Here is a 21758-nt window from a genome sequence, read left to right as displayed (position 1 = left end):
TTCTCACACCATCGGGTGAGGCCGCCGCGGCCATCCGTGCGCGCCCCCCGCGCACGCTGGGGCGCGTACGGAAGCCCCGTGAGCCCCCAGTCGTGCCCGCCGTGCAGGCCCAACCCCGGCCGACGCCCGTACCGCGCACGGTCTCCCGTTCCTTGCGCCCGTGGCCGGATTGCGCACCGCCGCGGATGGGCAGCGAAGACAGCGTGCGCGCCGTCGGCCGGGGACCCCCCCGGCGGCGAGTGCGCCCGCGTGCATCCCGGGGGCGGACATGGACGAGGCACGTCTGGCGGAAGCCGCGGCCGCGGCGGTGGCGGCGAGCGCGCCGCTGGCCCGGCAGCTCGCCGTCATGGCGGAGGAGTTGACCCGCGCCGTCGGACCCGGCCCGGAGCCCGACCCGCCGCGGGTATCCGGCCCGGCGCCGGACACCCCGTACGCGCACCTGCTCGCCGAGGACCGGCGGCTGCGCACCCGGGCCGCCGAACTCCTCGGCGAACTGGCCGGAACCCGCCTGGCCGCCATGGACACCTTCAACGTCGTCCTCTTCGGCCGGACCGGAGTGGGCAAGAGCTCCCTCATCGAGGCACTCACGGGCGGCGACGGCCGCCGGATCTCCCCGGGCAGGACGGACCACACCACCCGCGTCGAGGAGGTCCGCTGGGCGGGACTGCGCCTCTTCGACACCCCCGGCACCAACGGCTGGGGCCACGACGGCGACAACAGCGCACTGGAGGAGCAGGCCCGCAGGGCCGTCCTGGCCGCCGACCTCGTGCTGCTCTGCTTCGACGACGGCAGCCAGCTCGAAGGGGAGTTCACGAAGGTCGCCGCCTGGGTGCTCGCCTACCGCAAGCCCGCGGTGGTCGTACTCAACTGCGTGGAACGGCCCTGGCGCGACCCCGGCATGGTCAGCCAGGGCGTCGCACGGGCCCGCCTCTCGGCGACCGTCGCGGAGCACGCCGCGCACATCCGCGACTGGCTCGCCGCCTGCGGACTGCCCGCCGTCCCGCTGGTCGCCCTCAGCGCCCAGCGGGCGGTGGCGGCCCGCGGCGCCGACGACTACCGGGGGTGGGACGCCAGAGCCGTCCGGCGCATGCGCGACCGGGACGGCCGCGCCCGCCTGCTGGACTGGTCGAACCTGCCCGTCCTGGAAGGGCTCGTCACCGAAGCGGTGCGCGTCGAGGACGCCCCCCAGCTGCGGCTGGGCGGACTGGTGGGCCAGATGTCCGGCGCCCTCGCCGGGGTCGCCGCGGAGCTCCGCACCCAACTGGCCGAACCCGCCCGGGCATACGCCGTGACCGTCGAGACGGGCCTGGCCGCCCTCCTCACCGTCCTCGGCACCCCCGCAGCCGACCCCCCGCCGGCCGCCCCTCAGCCGCCCGGAACCGCTCCCGCCGCCGGAACCGCCCGTACAGACGAAGCCGGTGGCACCGCCGAGGACGCCGACGCCGGGACAGACGCCGCAGACGACGAGGCCGCCGCCCACCGCCGGGCCGTCGCCCTGCTCGCCGAACTCGAAACCCTGCGCGGCGGCCCCTTCCCCTCACCCGCCCGCGGCGAGGCCCGCGCCCACCTCGACAACCTGCTGACGGCCCGCCTCGGCACGCTGCGCACCGCCATGGAGACCCGCGCGGAGGAGCACGCCGAACGCGCCTTCCGCAACCGCGCGCAGCTCACCGCCAGAGAGTTCACCGACGCCGTCGTCCGGCCCGAAGAGGTCACCGAGGCCGTCGCCGCCGCCGTCGCCGACTTCACCGCCTACGTACGGCGCCGCGTCGACCTCACCGTCGCCGACACCGCCGCCGACCTGCACGAAATCGACCTGCGCCTCGGCGCGGTCCACGGCCGGACCGCCTCCGGCATGCGCCTGATGGGCAAGGCCGCCGGGTACGGGAGCGCCGCCGCGGGCCTGCTCGGCGCCGCCCTCGCCATCGGCGTCGGCCTGAACTGGTGGAACCCGATCGGCTGGGCCGGCGCCCTGGCCGTGACCGCCTCCGGCACCGGCTTCGCCGGACGGCTGCTGAGCCGGTTCGGCCTGCGCCGCGAGCAGATCCTGCGCGACTCCGCCCGCATCGACCAGCGCACCGCAGCCCGGCGCGCAGTGGCCGACCACATCGAGGCCCTGCGCGCCCACGTCACCGCCCACTGCGAGCAGATCATCCGTACGGCCGTCCTCGCCAAGGCCGCGCCCGGCATCGAACAGGCCGTCGTGCTCCGCCGGATCGCCGCGGCGGCGACCCGCGACGCCGACCTCGTGCAGAACGCGACCGCCGCCCTGCCCGCCGCCCGCGAACCGGCCGACCTCATGCTGGAGGCGATGGGCCGGGCCGAAGCAGCGGCCGGCATCACGCACCCCGCCGACGCCGACCTGCACTGGCTCGGCGCCTCCTGGTGCACGGACCCGCACAACCTCACCGCCCCCGCCCCGGCGCGCACCGGCGGCCGCTCAGGCGCCGCCCCCCGCTTCGGGCCCGGCGTCTTCCGCCGCCTCAGGGCGGCCCTGCGCCGCGGCCGCCGCCTGCCCGCCCCCGGATCCGGAGCCCAATGGCTGGCGCTCCTCCACCGCGAACTGGCCGATGACACGCAGGCCGCGCCCGTCCTCGCCGAACTCGACGTACTCGCCGCCGACCCGCGGCCCCGGATAGCCGTCGCCGGCGACATGAGCACCGGCAAGTCCGCCTTCATCCGCCGCCTGCTCGTCGAGTCCGGCAGCCCCGTGCCCGCATCGCTGCGCAGCTCCGCGGGACCGGAGACCTTCCGCGCCGAGGAGTACGCCTGGGAGGGCATGCTCCTCGTCGACACACCCGGCTTCCAGAGCGGCCTGGAGCCCCACACGCAGGCGGCCCGCGCGGCCCTCGCCGACGCCGCCGCCGTCTTCTACCTGTTCCCGCCCCACCTGGCCGCCGGCGACCGCGCCGACCTCGACCTGCTGCTGCGCGGCCGGCCCGAGGAGGGCCGCTTCCCCAAGAGCGCCCGCGCCCTGTACGTCATCAACAAGATCGACCGGGTTGGCGGGCCCGACCTCGGCGCGGACTTCACGGCCCGCATCGAGCGGGCGGAGGCCGCCCTCGCCTCCGTACTGGAGCGGATCGCCCCGCCCGCCCCCGGACAGCAGCCCTACCGGGAGCGGATCGTCCCGATGGCCGCCGCCCCCTACCAGCTCCAGGCCGACCACGGCAGCGCGTACGACGACTTCCGCTCCTGGGACGGCTTCCGCGACTTCGCCGCCGCCGTCCGCGAACTCCGCCTCACCCTGGAGGCCGACGCCGCGGACGTCACCGTCCTGCACGGCGGGGCGGCCCGCCTCGCCGGACTGCGCGCCCGGGCCGAAGCGGAAGCCGACCTGCTGGCCCGCAAGCTCGACGAACTGAGCCGGCTCGCCCAGGAGGCGTCCCATGGCGCCGCCACCGGCCGCACCATGGTGAAGGCGCTGACCGACGGCGCCGCCCGGCTCGCCGACGACTTCACCTCCCGCCTGGTCCTGGAGGCCATGGAGCCGGGCCTCGACCCGGTCGTCCGCAAGGCGCGCGGCGGACGTCTCGGGAACTGGGGCGCCGACGACGAGTTCACCGCGATGTACGACCTGTACCGCGCGGAGGCGGACCGCACCGCCCAGACCTGGCTGGACACGGTCTCCTCCGCCCTGGACCGCCGGGTCCGCTCGCCCCGCTTCGCCCTCGCCTTCCCCGACGGCACCGCCGGCGTCGACCTCCGCTTCATGGCCGCGGACGCCCTCCGGGCCCAGGCCGGCGACCTGCTGTCCGCGACGAGCGCCGCCCTCGCCCCCGTGGACAGGCTCTCCCCCGACGACGTGGTGCGCTTCGCCGCGCATTTCGACGTCCTCCTCGCACCCGACCAGATCGAGGCCGCCCTGCACCTCACCTCGGACGCCGGGATCTTCCTCAAGGTTCTGAACGCCGTCAGCACGATCAGCGCCATGAACTCCCTCGCCACGCGCGAGCAGAAGACCGAGGCGGCCCGGGAGGCGCTCCTGGACATCATGAGCGCCTCCGCCAAGGGCTGGGCCGCCCGCGTCCGCGGCTCCGCGGCCACGGTCGAAACCCTCTGCACCCGCCTGGAGGAGACCGCGGACGCCCTGGCGGCCAGGCAGGCCGAGGTCCACACCGAACTCAAGGCCGCCCGCGACCGCGCGGGCCGCTACACCGCAGCCGTGCACGGCGCGGCCGAACGCCTGGGAGTCACCATGCCGCACCGGAACACCCGAGGCCGCCGATGAGCGCGGCACACGCGGCGCAGGAGCCGCAGGACTGGGCCTCCCGCGTCGAATCCGCCATTCAGGAGGTCACCGGGCAGGCCGCCGCCGCCCTCGCGGGCTCCTGGGCCGCGATCGCCCTGCGCCCGGCCCCCACCGTGGTCCTGTACGGGCCGCAAAACGCCGGCAAGACCAGCCTGCTGCGCCGGCTGCTCGCCGAGGACGGCACCACCGTGCCCGCGTGGGCCGCGGTCAGCGCCCGCAAGGAGACCTCCGCGGCGGACGCCGTCGAGTCCGGCGGCCTGCGCTACGTCGACACCCCGGGCCTCATGGCCGGCGACCCCCTGCACACCGAGCGGGCCCGGGCCGCCCTGGCCGAGGCCGACGCCCTCCTCCTGGTGCTCAACCGCCGGCTGCTGGCCGCGGACGGGCCGCACCTCCTCGCCGTCGCCACCGGCGCCCACTTCCATGCCGACCGCCCGCAGCCGTTCCCCGCGGGAGCCCTCCTGCCGGTCGTGACCATGGCCGACCGGTGGGGAGCCGACCCGGGCACCGAGGAGTTCGACGAGCTGGTCCGGGAGACGCGGCGCGCTCTCCACGCCCAACTCGCCCCGCACACGGGGGAGCGGACCGCGCCCGCCGCGCACGTCGTGGTCGCCGACCCCTACCAGATGTCCGCCGGCGTCCCCGCGGACGAACTCCGCCTGGAGCACTACCCCCTCGGCGATCACTGGGACGGCATCGCCGGACTGCGGGCCGCCCTGCACGCCCTCGCCGGCCGGACCGCCGAACTGCGCGCCCGCACCCGCACCCGGTTCTGGAGCCGGCACGCCGCCGCGGCCCTGGAGGCGGGGCGCGCGGAGCTGGCCGAAGCGGAGGCCGCCCTGGCAGGGGCCGGCCGGCAGCGCGACCGGGCCCTGCTCTTCGAGGCCCGCCTCGACGCCGCCCGCGCTGCCGCGTCGGCCCGCCTGCGCGCCCTCCTCCGGGAGGAGCTGGCCCGGCTCGTCGACGCCGCCCCGCCCGCCGAGGGCGACGAGGCGCTGCGGCGGCGGGCCGAGGGCCGGCTCGCCACGGCCACCGCGGCCTGGCGGGCCGCCGCGGCCGAGGAAGTGCGCCGACTGGCCTTCGCCGCACGCACCGAGAGCGCCGCCGCGGCCGCCGCACCGGGGAACGAGCCCTTCGCCGCGTACGTCGACGAGGTCGTCGAACTGCTGCGGTCCGGCGCGGCGCGGACACCGGACCCGGCCGCCCCGCAGGCCGCCCCGGCGGCCGCGATGTGGCTGGGGCTGGGTCCCCTGGCCGTGGCCGTCCGGCACGAGACGCGCCGCCGCCTGCGCGAGCACCACGCCGAGCACCCGGAGGAGACGCGCCGCGCGGTCGCCGACTTCACCGCCGCCGCGCAGGACGCCGACGCCCCGGCGCCGGGCCGAGCCGCCCCGCCGCCCGCCGGCACCGCCGCGGACCCCGCCGCACGGCCCGCGGACACCGACCCGGCGCCGGACGGGGCAGCGGCCGACCCGGCCCCCGAGGACGGCACCGCGCAACCCTCCGACGCGTACGCCTCCGATGCGTACGGCCCGGACCCCTACGGCCCGGACCCGTACGCCGCGGACGTGTACGGGCATCCCGGCGGCCAGGCAGTCGGCGCGGCGGGCGGCGGCGCGCACCCCGGGCACGCCGCCGAAGCCGTGGTCGGACTGCTGGAGGAGGCGCTGGTCTTCGCCGCCTGGTACCACCTGGAACGCCGCACCCGGAAGCAGGCCGCCGACACCGCGCGCGAGGCCGCCCGCCTCGCTTCCCGGCGCCGGGCCGCCATCGACGACCTCACCGAGCGCATCGCCGCCGGCTGCGAGGAGGACTGGCTGCGCCTGGTCGCCGCCACCCGCGCCGCGATCCGCGCCCGCATCCCGGCGGACGCCCTGGTGGAGCCGCTCCGCGCGGAACGCGACCGGCTCCGCCGGGCCGTCGGCTCCCTGGAGCAGGTCCTCGGAGGGATCCCCCTGTGACCCCGCCCCGCGTCTTCGTCGGCCACGCCTCCGCCGACCGCGAGGCCTTCGTCGAACCGCTGGCCCGCGCGCTCGCCGGGCTCGGCGTCCAGGCCTGGGTGGAGTTCTGGGAGGTCCGCCTCGGCGACCGACTCGCGCACACCGTCTTCGACCGGGGCATGGACACCGCCGACTGCTTCGTCCTCGTCCTCTCCGACCGCTGGACGAAGGACCCCTGGCTCACGGACCAGCTCGACGGGGCCACCGTCCGCCGCATCGAGGACGGGCGCCGCCTCATCCCCGTCCTCCTCGACGGCATGCGGACCCCGCCGGCCCTGCGGCACCTCGTGCCCCTGCGCGCCGCCCGCACCGCGGCCGCGGCGGCGGCCGCCGCCGCGGCCATCGCCGACACCGTCCACGGCACCGACCCGCGGCCGCCCGTCGCACCGCCCCCCGGGACCGCGGCCGCCGGCGACGCACGCACCGCGGCCGCGGACCCGCTCCCCCCGGCGCCGGCCGGGACGGGCGGGCCGCCCCGCCGGCGGCCCCCGTTCCCCGGTGTCTCCGCCCCCGACCTCGCCCTGCTGCACCACGCCCTGCGCGAGGCCCTGGCCCGGGGCGTGCCCGGCCCGCTGCCGTGGGCGCGGGTGCGGGAGGCCGCCGAACGGGACGGCCTGGCCGGCGAGACCCTGGCCGGGGCGCTGCGGTCGCTCGAAGCGGCGGGCCTGGTGACCGCCGTCCGCGGGGGAGGCACCGTGGGGTGGTGCGCGCTCACCCCGCACGGCTACCGGCTCGGAGCCCCGGGCGCGGTCCCCGACTTCGAGGACGCCAAGCGGCGGGTCATCGCCGCGCTGCTGAACCGGCCGCGCGGGCACCGGTCGACGGGCCGGGCCACCGCGGAGCTGGCCGAGGCGGCAGGCGCCCCGGTGCTCGTCGCGGACCGGCTTCTCGCGGACCTGGCGGAGGCCGGGCACCTGAGGCTGCTCCGCGGGGCCGGCGGGCGGACCCTGGTGGCGGACGTCAGTCCCCTCCTCGCCGGCTGGATCACCTGACGGCCGCTCAAGAACCGCTGGACTGCGGGGATTCCGTACGGGGGATTGCCCGGTTTCCCGCCCCGGCCCACGCGCCCGCGCCGTAGGCTGACCCCGGCGGGCGCAGACCCGCCGGAGGAGGGGGCGGCAGGTTGCCGTACGCACGGAAGCGGATCTTCGTCAGCCATGCCGGGCCGGACCTGCCCTGGGCGGAGTGGATCGCCTGGGTGCTGGAGCAGGAGGGCCACGAGGTCGACCTGGACCTGTGGGACTGGCGGATGGGCGAGCGCTTCGAGGAGCGCGTCGGAGCCGGCCTCGGTGAGCGCCCCGGCTACGACCTCGTCATCATGCTGCTGTCCCCCGAATACCTCGACTCGCCCTACGCCGGGCGCGAATGGGAGCACGCACTGCGCGCCCCGGCCATCCGCCTGCTGTCACCCGGCCGTCTGCTGCCGGTGCAGATCAAGCCGCTGACCGGGCCCGTGCCGCCCGCCCTCGCCCCGCTCCCGCGGCTGGTCCTGCACGGCCTGCACCGCGAGTCCGAGGTGATCGCCCGCCTCTCCGACGCGGTACGCAACGCCGGTGCGCCGGCCGGTGCGGACCACCGCACCGCCCCGGCAACCGCACCGGAACACGACCGCGACCGGCCCGCGCCCGCCGCCGACCCCGCCGCGGACGCCGGACCCCGGCTGCCCGGCAGCGCCGACCCGCCCACCCTGTGGAACCTCCCCGGCCCCCACCCCGGCGTGCAGGGCCGCGAGGCCCTCATCCAGCAGATCCGGCTCCAGCTCCTCGCCTCCTCCGCCGCGGCCGTCCCGGCACTGCACGGCCTCGACGGGGTCGGCGCGCACGAGGTCGCCCAGGAGTACGCTCAGCGCTTCAAGGGCCAGTACGACATCGTGTGGTGGATCGACGCCGCCGACCGCGCAGCGGTCCGCGCCGGGTACGCCGACCTCGCCGGCCGCCTCGGCGTCGCCGCCGCACCCGGCAGTCCCCTCCGGCCCGACCGGGACCGGCTGCTCGACGCCCTGTTCGCCCACCTCGCCACCCGCCCCAGATGGCTGGTCGTCCTTGCCGACGCCGGCCCCCCGGAAACCCTGGCCGGCCTGCTGCCGCCCGAGCCGGGGCACCTGCTGCTGCTCCCCGCCGCCGGCGACTGGACGGACCCGGCCGCGGTACGGCGCCATGCACCGCCCGGCGGTCCGGAGCGGACCGGGGAAGCCGGCCCCGGCACCGGGCACCGCTCGGCGCAGTCCCCGCCCGGCCCGCAAGGACCCCGGAGCCGGCCCCGGCCGCGCATCCTCGCGGTGGCGACCGAATGGTCCTCCTCGCGCGGCGGCCTCAGCACCTTCAACCGGCGGATGTGCCGGGCCCTGTCCGAAGCCGGCGCCGACGTGTACTGCCTGGTGCCCGCCTTCGACAAGGAGGAGGCCGCCACCGCGGCCGCCGCCGGGGTGACCCTCATCGAAGCCGAACGCCCGCCCCTGTGGACCGGCGAGCGCTCCCTGCTGCGCAAGCCGGGCCCCGCCCTGCCGGGCCCGCCGGACCTGGTCATCGGCCACGGCCGCGTCACCGGCCCGGCTGCCCAGCTCCTGGCGGAGGACCACTACCCGCAGGCCAGGCGGATCCACGTCATCCACATGGTTCCCGACCAGATCGAGTGGCTGAAGGAGGACCGCGCCGACGACCCGGCCCGCCGCGCCGACGACCGCAGCACCACCGAGCGCCTCCTCGGCGCCACAGCGCACCGGCCCGTCGTCCTCGGCCCCCTGCTCTACAGCAAGTACGCCAAGTACTTCACCGCCTCCACGGGCGGCACCCGCCTGCTGCGCGTCGACCCGGGCTTCGAAGCGCCCTCCGCGGAACCGCGGGCCGTCCCCGAGGGCGACCCCGAAGTCCTCGTCTTCGGACGGGCCGAGGACGTCCTGATCAAGGGCCTCGACGTGGCCGCCGAGGCGATGGGGCGGCTCGTCCGGCGCGCCCACCGCTTCCGCGGCCTCGACCTGGCCGTACGCGGCGTGCCCGACGGCGAGGACGGCGGCGCGCTCCGGGAGCGACTGATGGCGTACGCGGGCAGCGGGGACCTGAACATCGTCCCCAAGCCCTTCCGGACCGACCCCGAAACCCTGCGCGCCGACCTGTCCAACGCCAGCCTGGTCCTGCTGCCGTCCCGGCGGGAGGGGTTCGGGCTCTCCGCGGTCGAGGCGATCGCCGCGGGCACACCCGTCCTGGTCAGCGACGCGAGCGGACTCGGCCTGCTGCTGCGCGAAACCCTCGGCGTGGCGGAGGCCGAGCGGTACGTGGTGGAGACCCGCGGCGACGACCAGGACGCGGAGCGGTGGAGCCACGCCGTCGAGTTCCTCCTCCGCGACCGGACGGCCGCCTTCGCACGCGCGGCGGAGCTGCGCGAACACCTCGCGGCCCGCTTCAGCTGGCACAGGGCAGCGGCCGCACTCCTGGCCGAACTGCCCTGACCCGCCGGACCGGCCGACGGCGGGTGCGACCCGCGCACCGCGGCAAAATGCCTTGCCGCGGGCCCGAGCCACCCGGCAGGCTCGCCCGCATGGCTCAGGAAAGCGCACACCAACCCGAGACCCCCCGCACCGCGTCGCGGCCCGACGGGATCCGCCAGTTCTTCGCCGACGGCAGGCTCACCCACATCCCCCGCCGCGCCGCCGCCCGCGAGGCACTGCTCGCCCACCTCGCGGAGAACCTCTTCGAGTCCGGGCGCGCCTACACCGAACCCCAGGTCAACGACGCCCTGCGCACCGTCCACGAGGACATCTCCGCACTGCGCCGCCACCTCGTCACCTCGGGCCTGCTGGACCGGACCCGCGACGGCAGCACCTACCGCCGCGCGCCCGCACCCCGCTGACACCCCGTCGGACGGCCGCCGCTACGGCAGCAGGTGCGCCGGGAGGTACTCCGGCAGGGCCGCCAGCGGATAGGGGGCGGCCTGGTCGAGGAGGTCCCGGATCGGATCGCGGACCGGATAGGGGGCGGGATCGGGGGCCGGTGCCGTCCCGGACCCTGCCGCGGCCGCCCCCATCCGTGCGGCCACGTCCCTGCGCAGGGCCGGCAGCAGCGCGTACAGCCGGTCGCCGGGACAGGACGTCGCGTTGAAGTCGCGGTGCCCGTAGATCGCGGTGGCGGGCAGCCGGTACTGCGTGCAGACGTACGCGCACAGGTCCGCCAGGGCCGCGTACTGCGCCGCCGGCGGTTGCTCCGAGGTGTAGGTGCCCTCGTTCTCGATGCCGATCGACACCGTGTTCTGGCCGACGCAGTGGGCCGCGCGGACCTGGCGGGCACCCCCGCGCAGCTCGGTGAGGCTGCTGTGCCGCCCCTCCATCACGAACGCGCCCCGGCTCACGGTGAAGTGCTGGCCGGTGTCGATCCAGCCCTGCGCGTCCATGTGGTACGTCTGGATCGCCCTCGCCAGGGCGAACGCCCGCTGCTGCGAGTAGTCGGTGACGTTCGCCGTGGCCGTGTGGTGGACGATGATCCGCTGCGGGCGGTCGGGGAGGACCACGACCGGCTCCGAGGAAGGCCGCGCCCCCCAGGTGGCGCAGCTCGCGATGGCCGGAGCGGCCGCGTCGGCGGCGAACGCCCGCCCGGCCGCGAGGGAGGGGAGGGCGGCGCCCGCCGCCAGGGCCAGCGCGCCCGTGAAGACGGACCGTCGGGTGTACTGTCCGGCGGTCGCCGGTGCCTGCTGCTGCGCGGAAGAGGTCATGCCGTGCCCGTTTCCGTTCGGAGGCTGACCATTGAAGGGGCCCCGGGCGTGCGGGGTGCGCAGACACACCGCGCGCGCCGCCGCGGGGTGGGCGCTCCGCCGCCATCCGGGTGGGCGCGTGCCGTGTCCGGCGTACCGGCCCCGCCCGCCGTCCCCATCCTGGGCGGAGGCCGCCGCAGGCCCGCCCGCCCCACCCCACGCCACGCCACGCAAGGAGTACGGGATGCCCCTGGACGCCGTCGGACGTTTCCTGGCCGCCCTCGACCCGGCCCACCGGGACGCCGTCGCCGGCGAGCCGCGCGAGGAGCAGGAACGGCTCGCCGCCGCCTGGGAGGAGGAACTGGAGACGGACACCGACATCGACACCCTCGACGAACTGTCTCCCGCGGCGGCCGAGAGCGAGGCGGCCCGGCGCGTGATGGAGCGCCGTCCGCAGTAGCCGCCCGCACCGGCCCCGCCGGTCGGCGACGCACCACGCGCCCCGCGCCGCCCCCTCCGGGGCCGCGCGGGGCGCGTGGTGCGGGCGCCCGCCCGTCAGATTCCGAGCGCCCGGCGCAGACCCGTCCGGTTGGTCCCCAGCTTGGTGAAGACCGCCGACAGCAGCTCGCCGACGGCCGCCGGGTCCAGGCGCATCTCCTTCGCGATCGACGCGTTGTCGAGGCCCAGCGCCGCGTGCCGCGCCGCCCCGGCCTCCGCCACCGTCAGCGTGTCCTGCTCGGAGGTGTGCAGCCGGCGCGGGCGCAGGCCGGCCGCGGCCAGGAGGCCGCGCGCCCGGTCCGCGAGGGCGTCCGCACCGCAGGCGGTGGCACCTTCCATGCCCCGGTACAGCTGCTGCGCCGCCCGGTGCGGATCGCCCATCGTCTGCAGGACCATGCCGTGGTCGACGAGCGCGTGCGCGAACTCGCATGCCGCCGGTGACTGCTCCAGGTGGGCCACCGCCTCCTCCAGCAGTACCGCCGCCTGCGCCGGCTCCACGGTGGCCGCCTGCACGCGCAGCGCCTGCCCGATGATGCTCGCCGCGCCGAAGGCACGCGCCCGGGCCACGGCCTCGTCCGCGGTGGCCCGCGCCAGCCCGTGTCGTGCGTGGCCTGGGCCAACGCCAGGTCGAGCTGCCACGAACTCCACGAGGGGTTCCGCGTACCGCGCAGGTCCAGCCGCCGGCCCGCTTCCGCGAGCTGCCGCTCGGCCTCCTCCACGCGCCCCTGCGCCAGCAGCAGCCTGCCGTGGACGGTCTGCGGATCCGGATAGACGATGGCCTGCGGGAAGCCCTCGCCGAGCCGGTACTTGCGCGCCACCTTCTGCGCCTCGGCGGTGTTCCCGCGGGCGAGGAGCGTCTCGACCAGCGTGCCGACCGCGTACCACTGGGCCGGGTTGTCCTGCCCGATGCGGTTGGCGATCTCCAGGCCGTTGCGGACGAAGTCCTCCGCCTCGGCGAGCCGGCCGCGCCGGTAGCGGACGTAGCCGAGCAGCGTGTACACGAAGGACAGGTGCGTGCCGCGCCAGCCCTTGGCCTCGAACTCCAGGATGCCGGTGTTGAAGAGGTCCTCCGCCCGGCCCGGCTGGTCGCAGTACATGAGGGTGACCGCGACGACGACCGGCACCTCGAAACCGAAGTCCTGGTCGGTCCAGCTCATGCCGCCGTCGAGGGCCTGTTCGGCGAAGTCCAGTGCGGTGGCGACGGGTTCACCGCGCAGGGCGGCGTCCCAGGCGCGCAGGCCCAGGATGTGCCGCTCGGCCAGGCCGCGGCCGACGAGCCGCTTGGCGAACTGGGAGAGCAGCCGCGACCTGGCCGGAGAGTTCTCCTCGTCCCCGCGGACCGAGTTCCACTTGAACTGCTCGGCCTGCATGCGCAGCCGGGTCCGGGCACTGGCCGCCTTGCGGGCCTCGTCGGCCAGCAGGGCGACGGCCTCCGCCACCTGGCCCGTGTGCGCCAGAGCCTGGGCGAGCCGGTAGGTGATCGCCTCGCGCAGCGTCTGCTCGGTCTTCGGCTCCTCCAGTGCCGTCCGCAGCTGGTTGATGGTGGTCATCGGGTCGTGCAGGAGGTTCGCGGCGCCGAGTTCGAACAGCACCTGGGCCCGGTCCTCCGGCTCCGGGGGTTCGCGCAGCGCCCGCGCCAGGTAGCGGCGTGCCGCGTCGGGCGCACCCGCGGCGAAGCTCTCGTTGGCGGCCTGGCGCAGCTGCTGCACGACCCAGGGGTCGCCCTCGGGGTGCATCTCCAGTAAATGCCGTGCGGCTGCCGAGGCGCCGTGGCCGCCGTCGATGAGGGCCTGGGCGGCCATGCCGTGCATCGCGACCCGTACGCCGGGCGGGATCGACCGGTACACGGCCGTCGCGATGAGCGGGTGGTAGAACTCCACGACCTCCTTGCTGCGCAGGCCGGTCAGGACGGTCAGGATGCGTGCGGCCCGCAGCTGCGAGATGGCCTCGGAGGCCTGCGCCTCGCCGAGGGCGGCGACGCTCGCGACGGTGCTGGTCGGTACCGCGTTGCCCAGGACCGCGGCGGCCCAGGCGAGCCGGACCGTGGAGGGGCCGAACTGCTCCAGGCGGTCGATGAGACCGCTGCCCTTGACGGCGGACGCGAGGTCGCGCAGCTCCGGGATGTTGTCCTGGTTCGGCTTGAGCCCCTGGTCGCGGCCCTTCATGGCCAACTCGACGACCTCGAAGGGGTTTCCCGCCGTGATCGCCCAGCACTCGCGGCAGAACATGTCGTCGGCGCCGGAGCCGAGGGCGTCGCGCACGATGCGCGCCACCGCGCCGGTCGTCAGCGGTGCCAGCTCGTGCGGGCGGGTGCCGCGGCGCCCCATGAGGGCGCGCAGGAACGCGGCGTCGGCGGGGATCTCGTCCGGCCTGCACGCCACGATGATCAGCATGGCGAGTTCTTCGGCCCGCGCCGCGAACGAGGTGAGCCAGGCCAGGGACTCCGCGTCCGCCCAGTGCGCGTCGTCGAGGACGAGCACCACCGGCGCGTTCCGCACGGACAGTTGGGTGACGACCCAGTCCAGGCCGTCGCGGACGCCCTGCGGGTCGGGTGCCGCCGAGCCCTGGGCGGCGGCGGTCAGTCCGAGCGCCGGCGCGACGATGTCGTACCAGTTGCCCAGAGAGCCGCGCCGTTCGTCCTCCGTCATGGCTGCGTACGCCGGCTGGATGAGCTGGCGCATGACGTGGAACGGAACCTGCTTCTCCTGTTCGCCGCCGCGTGCGAAGAGCACGGTGCAGCCCCGCTCGGCGGCGTGCCGCCGGGCCTCGGCCAACAGGGTGGTCTTGCCTATGCCTGCCGATCCCGCGAAGGTCAGGACGCCTCCGCGGCGGGTGGCCGGACCGAGGTCCGGCCCTCCGCACAGATCGTCCACGGCGCGCTGGATCGCCAGGATTTCGGACTCCCGCTCGAGCAGGGGCTGGGACGCCCCTCCTCTGGGTTCAGCGGCATACGACATTCTTGTTGCCCCCTCCTGCGCGTGCGGCCGAGTGTATGGCCCTGGGGGCGAGATGTTCCTGATTCAAGTTGTATTCCGGCATCTCGCCACTCGTGCGAGTGCCATGCTGTACCCTCCGCTCACGACGGCGCCCACCGGTGATCGGGAAATGGCGGGAAGCCGCCCCTGGCCGGGCTCAAATGATCACTCTTCGTCAGCGTCGCGGGACGGGGATCATGGGCAGGGCGCTGGGCTGCGGAATTCCGGCCGGTACTTCCCGCACGGTGACGCCGGGGGCGGGGGTCAGCCGCCACCGGGACGCGACGGCCGCGATCGCGGTCATGATCTCCGCGACGCCGAACGTGTCGCCGATGCACTTGTGCTGGCCCGCCCCGAAGGGGATGTACCGGTGCGGCCGCGGCCGTTCCTCGGCGCCCGGCTGCCAGCGGTCCGGGTCGAACACCCGGGGGTCGCGGAAGAGCGCCGGGTCGCGGTGCAGCGCGTACGGGCTGTAGGCCAGTTCGGCGCCTTCGGGGATCGCGACCCCGCCGAGCGTGAGCGGGGCGAGGGCGCGGCGGGTGAAGAGCAGCGGGGAGTGCAGCCGCAGCGCCTCCTGGAAGACGTGCCGCGTGTAGCCGAGCGCGGGCAGGTCGGAGGGCCGGACCGGCCGGTCGCCGACGACGGAGTCGATCTCGGCCTGCAGGCGCTCTTCGACGGCGGGGTGGCGGCTGATCTCGTACAGGGCCCACGCGAGGGTGGTCGCGGAGGTCTCCGTGCCGGCGAGGAGGAGCGAGACGACCTCGTCGCGGACCTGCTCGGGCGGCATGGCGGCGCCCGTGTCCGGGTCGGTGGCGGAGAGCAGCAGGGTGAGCACGTCGTGGCGCTCCTCCGGCCGGGGCTCCTCGTACCGGCGGATCACGTCGTCGATGACGGCGCGCAGGCGCTCGGCCGCCGTGTCGAAGCGCATGTTCGGCGGGATGGGCACCCGGTCCAGTGCCTTGGGCATGACCGCGCGCAGCAGCATCCCCTCCAGCACGACGGGCAGCGAGCGGTGCACTTCGTCGACGGCGGGGCGGCTCAGCTCGCCGGAGAAGACCATCTCGGCGACCGAGGACATCGCGTAGCGCCGGGTCTCCGTGAGGATGCACACCTCCTGGCCGGGCGCCCAGGAAGCGGCCATGGCCTCCGCCTGACGGCTCATCGTCTCGGCGTACCGGGCGATGTGGTTGCGGTGGAAGGCGGGTTGGATCATCCGCCGCTGCTTGCGGTGGAACGCGCCGTCGGTCGTCACTATGCCGTTGCCGAAGACGGGCCGCAGCCGGTCGAAGATGCGGCCGCGGCCGAACTGCTCGGCCCTGGCGACCAGCACCTCGTGGACGAGTTCGGGGCTTGTCAGGAGGTGGACGGGCCAGGTGCCGATGTCGAGGCGCACCACCTCGCCGTGGTCCCGGAGGGACTCCAGGAAGGCGATGGGCTCCCGCCACAGGGGGAGGGCGTGGCCGAGGAGGGGTAACCGCCCCGGCGCGACGGGGGCCCGGACCCCGGTGGCTTCCAGTCCTGCGTGTGCCATGGCCCGCCCCCCTGTCATGCCACCGATACCAGGTCCGGACGGGTGTAGGCAGACTCCAGCCCGGCCGCGAAGCGTTCGTCGCGGTACCGCGTGCACTCGTAACGCTGCCACAGATCGGCGCCGATCATCCAGTCTTCGCAGCTGTGCACGTACCGGGCGACGGCGTCCCGGAGTTCGGCGCCGGCCGCGGGGTCGGCGTCGAGCACCTCGAAGAGGCGGCTGCGTCCGGCCAGGTACTCCTCTATGCGGACCTGGATGCGCTGTTCGACGGCGCGGACGGCGTCGGGCAGGGAGCGGCCCTCCCAGGCGGCGACGAGGGAGACCAGGTTGTTGGTGTCCCCGCAGGAGTGCTCCTTCGGCAGGGAGAAGACGTCGTTGCCCCAGGAGATGATGTCGAGGACGCTCGCGACGAGCTGCCGGAGCTCGCGCATCTCGTGGACGTGCTGCGGCAGGTCGAGGCCGAGGCCCCCCTCCACCATGTCCATCATGGGCAGGATCTGGGAGCTGTGCCGGCGCAGGAGGATGTACTCCTCGACGGTCGGGCGCCCGTTGCCGTCGCGGTTGCCGGCCTCCTGGTCCAGCGAGGCCAGGACGAGCCTGACGTGCGTGCGGTAGCGGGTCGCCCCTTCCGGGGACAGTCCCGCGAGGATGCGGTCGCAGAGTTCGGCGAAGCCGCTCACCAGCGGGTTGCGGGCGAGGTCGGGGCCGCCGACGCGGCCCGTGTCCAGGTACTCGGTGATGGCGCCGACCACGGGCCGCCAGGCGGCGACTTCGCCCTTCCTGATGAGGTGGTCGTGCTGGTCGTCGAGGACGAACGACCAGGCCATCCACTGGGCGAGCAGCAGGACGCGTTCGTACGGCACGTCCCCGCTGACCCGGCCGGCGAGATGGCCGCAGCCGATGCCCGAGAACTGGTCCGCGGCACTCGTGACCAGTTCGTGGCGGACCACCCACGAGGTGGCTTCCGCGTTTGCCCGCGCGGCCTGCGGGTGCTTCGCGTTGCCGAATGGCAGGTGGAAATCCGGCACGGAGAAATTCTGCAGCGGCGGCATTTGGCTCCCCCCAAAGACGTCTGATTCACCAATGGTCGCCCGGTCGGTTGTCCGGGCGTCACGACCTGGAACGTTCCTCCCTCATGAAGAATCGTCACGGGGTCAGGGTGGTGTCAGTGGGGAGGAACCGGCCGCACGGCGACTGGTTCCGGCCATCCGTAAAGCAATTAACCCCCAGAAGGGCGGGGAGTGTCAATGTAGGCCACGGGAAGACGGTGAATTGATCCCAAAAACACCACGAGGTGTTCACCGCGGATATGTGAGTGGCATAGTCACGGCCGGTTGCACGGTCCACGGGGCCGGCGGACGGGCGCGCGCAGGGGCGCGCGAGCGGTCGCAAGCGCGGCGATGTGGCCGAAGAGCGCCTGGGGGCAAGTGCGTTCGGTCTAGACTTGCGGGCGGGCGACGCCGCCCGGGAGGGGTGGGGGAAGTGACCGAACACCGTCCGGCCGACCCGTCCCATCCGTACGACCCGGAGCCCGAAGGCCCGGAGGGCGACGTCCTCGGCTGCTACCTCGAAGACCTGCGGCACCGCCTGGGCGGCGCGCGGTTCGAGGCGCTCATCCGGGCCGTCCAGGCGACCTGCGCCCTCCTTGACGACGGCCCGCGGCCGGTGCTGGAGGTCCCGGACGGCAGCGGGCTGCCGTCCGACCTGCGGCGCGAGTACGTGGCCCTGCTGGCGGTGATGATCACGGGGCGAGCCGACCACCGGCTGGTCCAACTGACGTCTCCGGACGGGAACATGGGGTGGGCGGTCGTCGACGACACCGCCGCGGCCGCACCCGGGCGCGGGCCCCTGGCCGTCCCCGCGGAGCCGAACGCCGCCGCAGACGCCGTCCGCCGCCTGCCGGGCCGGGCGAACCCGCTCCCGCGGCCGCGGAGTTAGGGCCTGTCCGGCGGCGCGGAGCCGGACAGGCCCTGGGTACTCGTCAGGCGAGAAACCGGAAGGCCGGACCGCGAGCGGCCCGGCCTTCCCCCGGCGTGCCCTGCGAGGCCGCGTTCAGCGGGAGTCGGAGCCCGCCGCCGCATTGCGCCAGACGGTGACGTCCAGGGTGAGGTACTTGCTCGGCGAGTCCTCCGGGGAGACGCCCCGCACCGTGACCAGGCCGAGGTGGCCGGTGCCGGTGGTCACGCAGACCTGCCGGCCCGTCCCCAGCTGGTCGGTCTTCACCTTCTGCGTGAACCGGGTCTCCGCCCGGCAGGTGGCGAGCGACCCCTTCTGACCGGGGTCGAGCAGGACGAGCGATCCGCCCTTGGTCTCCGCGTCGAGGTAGTCGCCCGTGTCGTAGGAGAGTTCGTAGCCGCCGTCCTCGCCCTTCTGCGGGCGGAGGTCCTCGTCGCCCAGGGTCAGGTGGTAGCCCGCCACCAGGTTGATGCCCTTGTACTCGGCCGGCTGCGGATCGGGCCTGTTCGCGGCGCCGGACGGCTTGGCCGCTGTCCCCGTGCTCCCGCCGCCCCCGCTGCCGTCGGCGCCGGCGCTGCTGCCGGCGGCCTGGGAGCCGCCGTCCTTCCCCTTGACCACGTTGTAGCCGACAGCGCTGACGGCCACGGCGAAGCCGATGGCCACGACCGCCATGACGGCGCCGCGCGGCTTGCGCGGGGTTACGGGCGCCGGCGGCACCGGGAACTGCCCGCTGTGCACGGGGTACGGGGGCGCGGTGGCGAACTGCGGGGCCGTGTAGGGGCTGGCCGGCTGGTACCCCTGCTGCGGGTGGGCCGGGGGCGCTGCGGGTGCCAGCGGCGGCGCGGTCGGCGGGGGCGTGTACGGGGCGCCCGCCGGGGAGGTCGGCTGGTGGGCCACGCCGCCCGGAGCGGTCGGCTGGTGCGCCACCCCGGCGGGGGCGGTCGGCGGATGCGCCGGGGCGGCCGGCGAGGTCCCCGACCCATGGGCGGGCGGGGCGGGTGCTGCGGCGGGGGCAGCGGAACGCGCGGTGATCTCCGCGGTGACCGCGGCGGGCAGCCAGTCCTCGGCCCGGCGCAGCGTGGTGGCGTCGTTCGCGGACTGGCACAGGGCGATGACCTCGGCCACGGTCGGCCGGTCGGCCGGGTCCTTGGCCAGGCAGCGAGTCACCAGTTCGGACAGCTGCTCGGGCACCCCCGAGAGGTCCGGCTCCTCGTGCACGATGCGGTACAGCACCCCGTGGGAGGCGCCCTCCCCGAACGCCGGCGCGCCGGCGGCCGCGTACGCGGCGACCTGCCCCAGGGCGAAGACGTCCGTCGCGGGGCCGACGCCGCGGCCCGCCGCCTGCTCCGGAGCCATGAACGCGGGCGTGCCGACCGCGACGCCGCTGCCGGTGAGGGAGGTCGCGTCGGCGGCGTGGGCGATGCCGAAGTCGATGACGCGCGGGCCGTCGGCGGCGAGCAGCACGTTCGACGGCTTCAGGTCCCGGTGCACGATGCCCGCGCCGTGGATGACCTGGAGCGCCTCCGCGATGCCGGCGACCAGCAGGAGCACGGTCCCGACCGGCAGCGCCCCGTGCGCGGACACGGCGGCCGCCAGGGAGGGTCCGGGCACGTAGGCGGTGGCCAGCCAGGGGTGTGGGCCGTCGGTGTCGGCGTCGATGACGGGAGCGGTGAACAGCCCCTGGACGCGCTGCGCGGAGCGGATCTCCTGTGCGAAGCGCCGCCGGAACTCGGGGTCTTCGGCGAACTCGGGCCGGATCACCTTGACCGCGATCGGGCGGCCGCCCGGCGTGTGGGACAGGTAGACCTTGCCCATGCCGCCGGCGCCGAGCCGGGCCGCGATGCGGTATCCCGCAATGGTGGCGGGGTCATCCGGTCCCAGCGGCTCGAAGTGCACCGGCTTGCCGGTGCCTTCCGACCCGCCGCCCCCGTACGGATGCTGACCGTTCATCACCTTGCTGCTCCCAAGTCCTGCACGTTCGATGCGCACCGAACCCTATCCGAGGACGGGCGGGGGCGCGGGATTCCGAGACCGTAATGACATGTATCTGACAGGTCGTTCTGGGTAGGGTGGGCGCCGCACGACGCCGGGAGGACCGGCAGCGGCCGCCCCCACGACACCCGGCGTTGCCCGGCCTGCCACCCGCGGCCCCTACCGTCCTCGACGCCACCCGCCCACCGCTCTGCTCCCCGCCCCCGACCCGACCGGGCTCGGGGCATCCCCTTCCCGAGGAGTGACCGTGGAACGTCGTACCTTCCTGCGCGGCGCCGTCGTCGGCTCGTCCGCCGCCGCCTTCGGCGGCACTCTCATGCGCGGCGCCGCGTACGCCGCACCCGCCCAGCCGGGTCCCGGCCCCTACGGGGCGCTCGGCGCGGCCGACGCCAACGGCATCATGCTGCCCGCCGGTTTCACGAGCCGGGTCATCGCCCGGTCGGGGCAGACCGTCACCGGCACTTCCTACACCTGGCACAACGCCCCCGACGGCGGCGCCTGTTTCGCCGACGGCACCGGCTGGATCTACGTCTCCAACTCGGAGATCAACCCCTCGGGCGGGGCCGGCGCGGTCCGCTTCAACTCCTCCGGCGCCATCACCTCCGCCTACCGGATCCTCTCCAACACCCGCCAGAACTGCGCGGGCGGGAAGACGCCGTGGAACACCTGGCTCTCGTGCGAGGAGGTCAGCCTCGGCTTCGTCTACGAGACCGACCCGTGGGGCGTGAACGCGGCCGTCCAGCGCCCCGCGATGGGCCGGTTCAAGCACGAGGCGGCGGCAGCGGACCCCGTCCGCCAGGCGGTCTACCTGACGGAGGACGAGTCGGACGGCTGCTTCTACCGCTTCCTCCCCACCACCTGGGGCAACCTGTCCTCGGGCACCCTCCAGGTCCTCAAGGCCGGCTCGGGCACCTCCGGCTCCTTCACCTGGCAGACCGTCCCGGACCCGGACGGCTCCCCGACCGCGACGCGCAACCAGGTCTCGGGCGCCAAGCGCTTCAACGGCGGCGAGGGCTGCCACTACGCCAACAACACGGTCTGGTTCACGACCAAGGGCGACAACCGGGTCTGGCAGCTCAACCTCTCCACCAACACCTACGAGCTGGCCTACGACGACTCCCTCGTGGTCGGCGGCGGCGCCCCGCTGACGGGCGTGGACAACGTCACGGGCTCCTCCTTCGGCGACCTGTACGTCGCCGAGGACGGCGGCAACATGGAGATCTGCGTGATCACCCCCGACGACGTGGTCGCACCGTTCCTGCGGATCACCGGCCAGAGCTCGTCCGAGATCTGCGGCCCCGCCTTCTCGCCCGCCGGCAACCGCCTGTACTTCTCCAGCCAGCGCGGCACGACCGGCAGCTCCTCCGGCGGCATCACCTACGAGGTCACGGGCCCCTTCCGCACCTGACCGCCACCCCGCCCGCCCGCCTCGCCCGGGGCCGCCCCGCCTCCCGGCGGGCTCCGGGCGGGCCGGGGCATGCCCGGGGCGAGCCCGGGTAGGCGCCGGTACCCGAGGACGCGCAGGGAAGGGGATGCCCCATGGCCGGCACGGACATGGCCCGGTTCGTCGGGTTCAAGGTCGACGCCTCCGACGGTCACATCGGCAAGATCGACAGGCACAGCGAATACGTGGGCCGGCAGTTCATCGTGGTGGACACCGGGCCGTGGATCTTCGGTCGGCACGTGGTGGTGCCCGCCTCCCTCGTCGCCCGCGTCGACGAGGAGAACGAGACGGTCCACCTGTCGGCCTCCCGCGAGCAGGTCAAGCACTCGCCCGAGTTCGAGAGCGGCCGGTACGAGGACGACGTGGCCCTGCTCCAGGTCATCGAGCGGTACTACGCGGACGGCCACACCTGAGGGGCGTCCGCCCCGCC

15 protein-coding genes are annotated in these 21758 nt (G+C 75.3%); 9 read left to right on the top strand and 6 right to left on the bottom strand.

Going from position 1 to position 21758, the window contains the following annotated elements; genetic code table 11:
• Window positions 1-268: 268 nt before the first annotated feature.
• The 5 genes from ACZ462_RS04555 to ACZ462_RS04535 all read left to right on the top strand — a co-directional run bounded on the left by ACZ462_RS04555 (window position 269) and on the right by ACZ462_RS04535 (window position 10098).
• Window positions 269-4231 (top strand): GTPase, encoded by a 3963-nt coding sequence (locus tag ACZ462_RS04555; RefSeq protein WP_467809361.1) that lies wholly within the window; start codon window positions 269-271, stop codon window positions 4229-4231.
• Window positions 4228-6213 (top strand): GTPase, encoded by a 1986-nt coding sequence (locus ACZ462_RS04550; protein ID WP_467809362.1) that lies wholly within the window; start codon window positions 4228-4230, stop codon window positions 6211-6213. The genes ACZ462_RS04555 and ACZ462_RS04550 overlap by 4 nt, the downstream gene beginning before the upstream one ends.
• Complete coding sequence (locus tag ACZ462_RS04545; protein WP_467809363.1) at window positions 6210-7244, top strand: TIR domain-containing protein; 1035 nt, start codon at window positions 6210-6212, stop codon at window positions 7242-7244. Before ACZ462_RS04550 ends, ACZ462_RS04545 begins: the two co-directional genes overlap by 4 nt.
• Before the next feature lie 131 nt (window positions 7245-7375).
• Complete coding sequence (locus ACZ462_RS04540) at window positions 7376-9697, top strand: TIR domain-containing protein (protein WP_467809364.1); 2322 nt, start codon at window positions 7376-7378, stop codon at window positions 9695-9697.
• Window positions 9698-9786: 89 nt separating this feature from the next.
• Window positions 9787-10098 carry a DUF2087 domain-containing protein gene (locus tag ACZ462_RS04535; RefSeq protein ID WP_467809365.1) on the top strand — a complete coding sequence of 104 codons (312 nt, stop codon included), beginning with the start codon at window positions 9787-9789 and terminating at the stop codon, window positions 10096-10098.
• A gap of 21 nt (window positions 10099-10119) precedes the next feature.
• Here the strand turns inward: ACZ462_RS04535 and ACZ462_RS04530 are convergent, their stop codons facing one another.
• Entirely contained in the window at window positions 10120-10953 is an 834-nt protein-coding gene (locus ACZ462_RS04530) for a peptidoglycan recognition protein family protein (RefSeq protein WP_467809366.1), read from the bottom strand.
• Window positions 10954-11176: 223 nt separating this feature from the next.
• Between ACZ462_RS04530 and ACZ462_RS04525 the strand changes: the two genes are divergently transcribed.
• Complete coding sequence (locus ACZ462_RS04525) at window positions 11177-11392, top strand: hypothetical protein (RefSeq protein ID WP_467809367.1); 216 nt, start codon at window positions 11177-11179, stop codon at window positions 11390-11392.
• Between the two features lie 95 nt (window positions 11393-11487).
• Here ACZ462_RS04525 and ACZ462_RS04520 read toward each other — a convergent pair whose 3' ends face one another.
• The 4 genes from ACZ462_RS04520 to ACZ462_RS04505 form a co-directional block, all read right to left on the bottom strand.
• Window positions 11488-11652 carry a hypothetical protein gene (locus ACZ462_RS04520; RefSeq protein WP_467809368.1) on the bottom strand — a complete coding sequence of 55 codons (165 nt, stop codon included), beginning with the start codon at window positions 11650-11652 and terminating at the stop codon, window positions 11488-11490.
• A 2-nt stretch (window positions 11653-11654) separates the two neighbouring features.
• Complete coding sequence (locus tag ACZ462_RS04515; protein WP_467809369.1) at window positions 11655-14387, bottom strand: ATP-binding protein; 2733 nt, start codon at window positions 14385-14387, stop codon at window positions 11655-11657.
• Window positions 14388-14580: 193 nt separating this feature from the next.
• Entirely contained in the window at window positions 14581-15936 is a 1356-nt protein-coding gene (locus tag ACZ462_RS04510) for a cytochrome P450 (protein ID WP_467809370.1), read from the bottom strand.
• A gap of 14 nt (window positions 15937-15950) precedes the next feature.
• Window positions 15951-16964 carry a terpene synthase family protein gene (locus tag ACZ462_RS04505; protein WP_467809371.1) on the bottom strand — a complete coding sequence of 338 codons (1014 nt, stop codon included), beginning with the start codon at window positions 16962-16964 and terminating at the stop codon, window positions 15951-15953.
• A gap of 454 nt (window positions 16965-17418) precedes the next feature.
• Between ACZ462_RS04505 and ACZ462_RS04500 the strand changes: the two genes are divergently transcribed.
• Complete coding sequence (locus ACZ462_RS04500) at window positions 17419-17874, top strand: hypothetical protein (protein ID WP_467809372.1); 456 nt, start codon at window positions 17419-17421, stop codon at window positions 17872-17874.
• Between the two features lie 114 nt (window positions 17875-17988).
• Here the strand turns inward: ACZ462_RS04500 and ACZ462_RS04495 are convergent, their stop codons facing one another.
• Window positions 17989-19842 carry a serine/threonine-protein kinase gene (locus ACZ462_RS04495; RefSeq protein ID WP_467809373.1) on the bottom strand — a complete coding sequence of 618 codons (1854 nt, stop codon included), beginning with the start codon at window positions 19840-19842 and terminating at the stop codon, window positions 17989-17991.
• 289 nt (window positions 19843-20131) lie between these two features.
• Between ACZ462_RS04495 and ACZ462_RS04490 the strand changes: the two genes are divergently transcribed.
• Window positions 20132-21292 carry an alkaline phosphatase PhoX gene (locus ACZ462_RS04490; RefSeq protein WP_467809374.1) on the top strand — a complete coding sequence of 387 codons (1161 nt, stop codon included), beginning with the start codon at window positions 20132-20134 and terminating at the stop codon, window positions 21290-21292.
• A gap of 131 nt (window positions 21293-21423) precedes the next feature.
• Window positions 21424-21741, top strand: coding sequence for a PRC-barrel domain containing protein (locus tag ACZ462_RS04485; protein ID WP_467809375.1), 318 nt, complete (start codon window positions 21424-21426; stop codon window positions 21739-21741).
• Window positions 21742-21758 lie beyond the last annotated feature (17 nt).

The organism is Streptomyces sp. NPDC031121, assembly GCF_055570615.1.
This window is presented reverse-complemented; position numbering and strand designations above follow the sequence as displayed.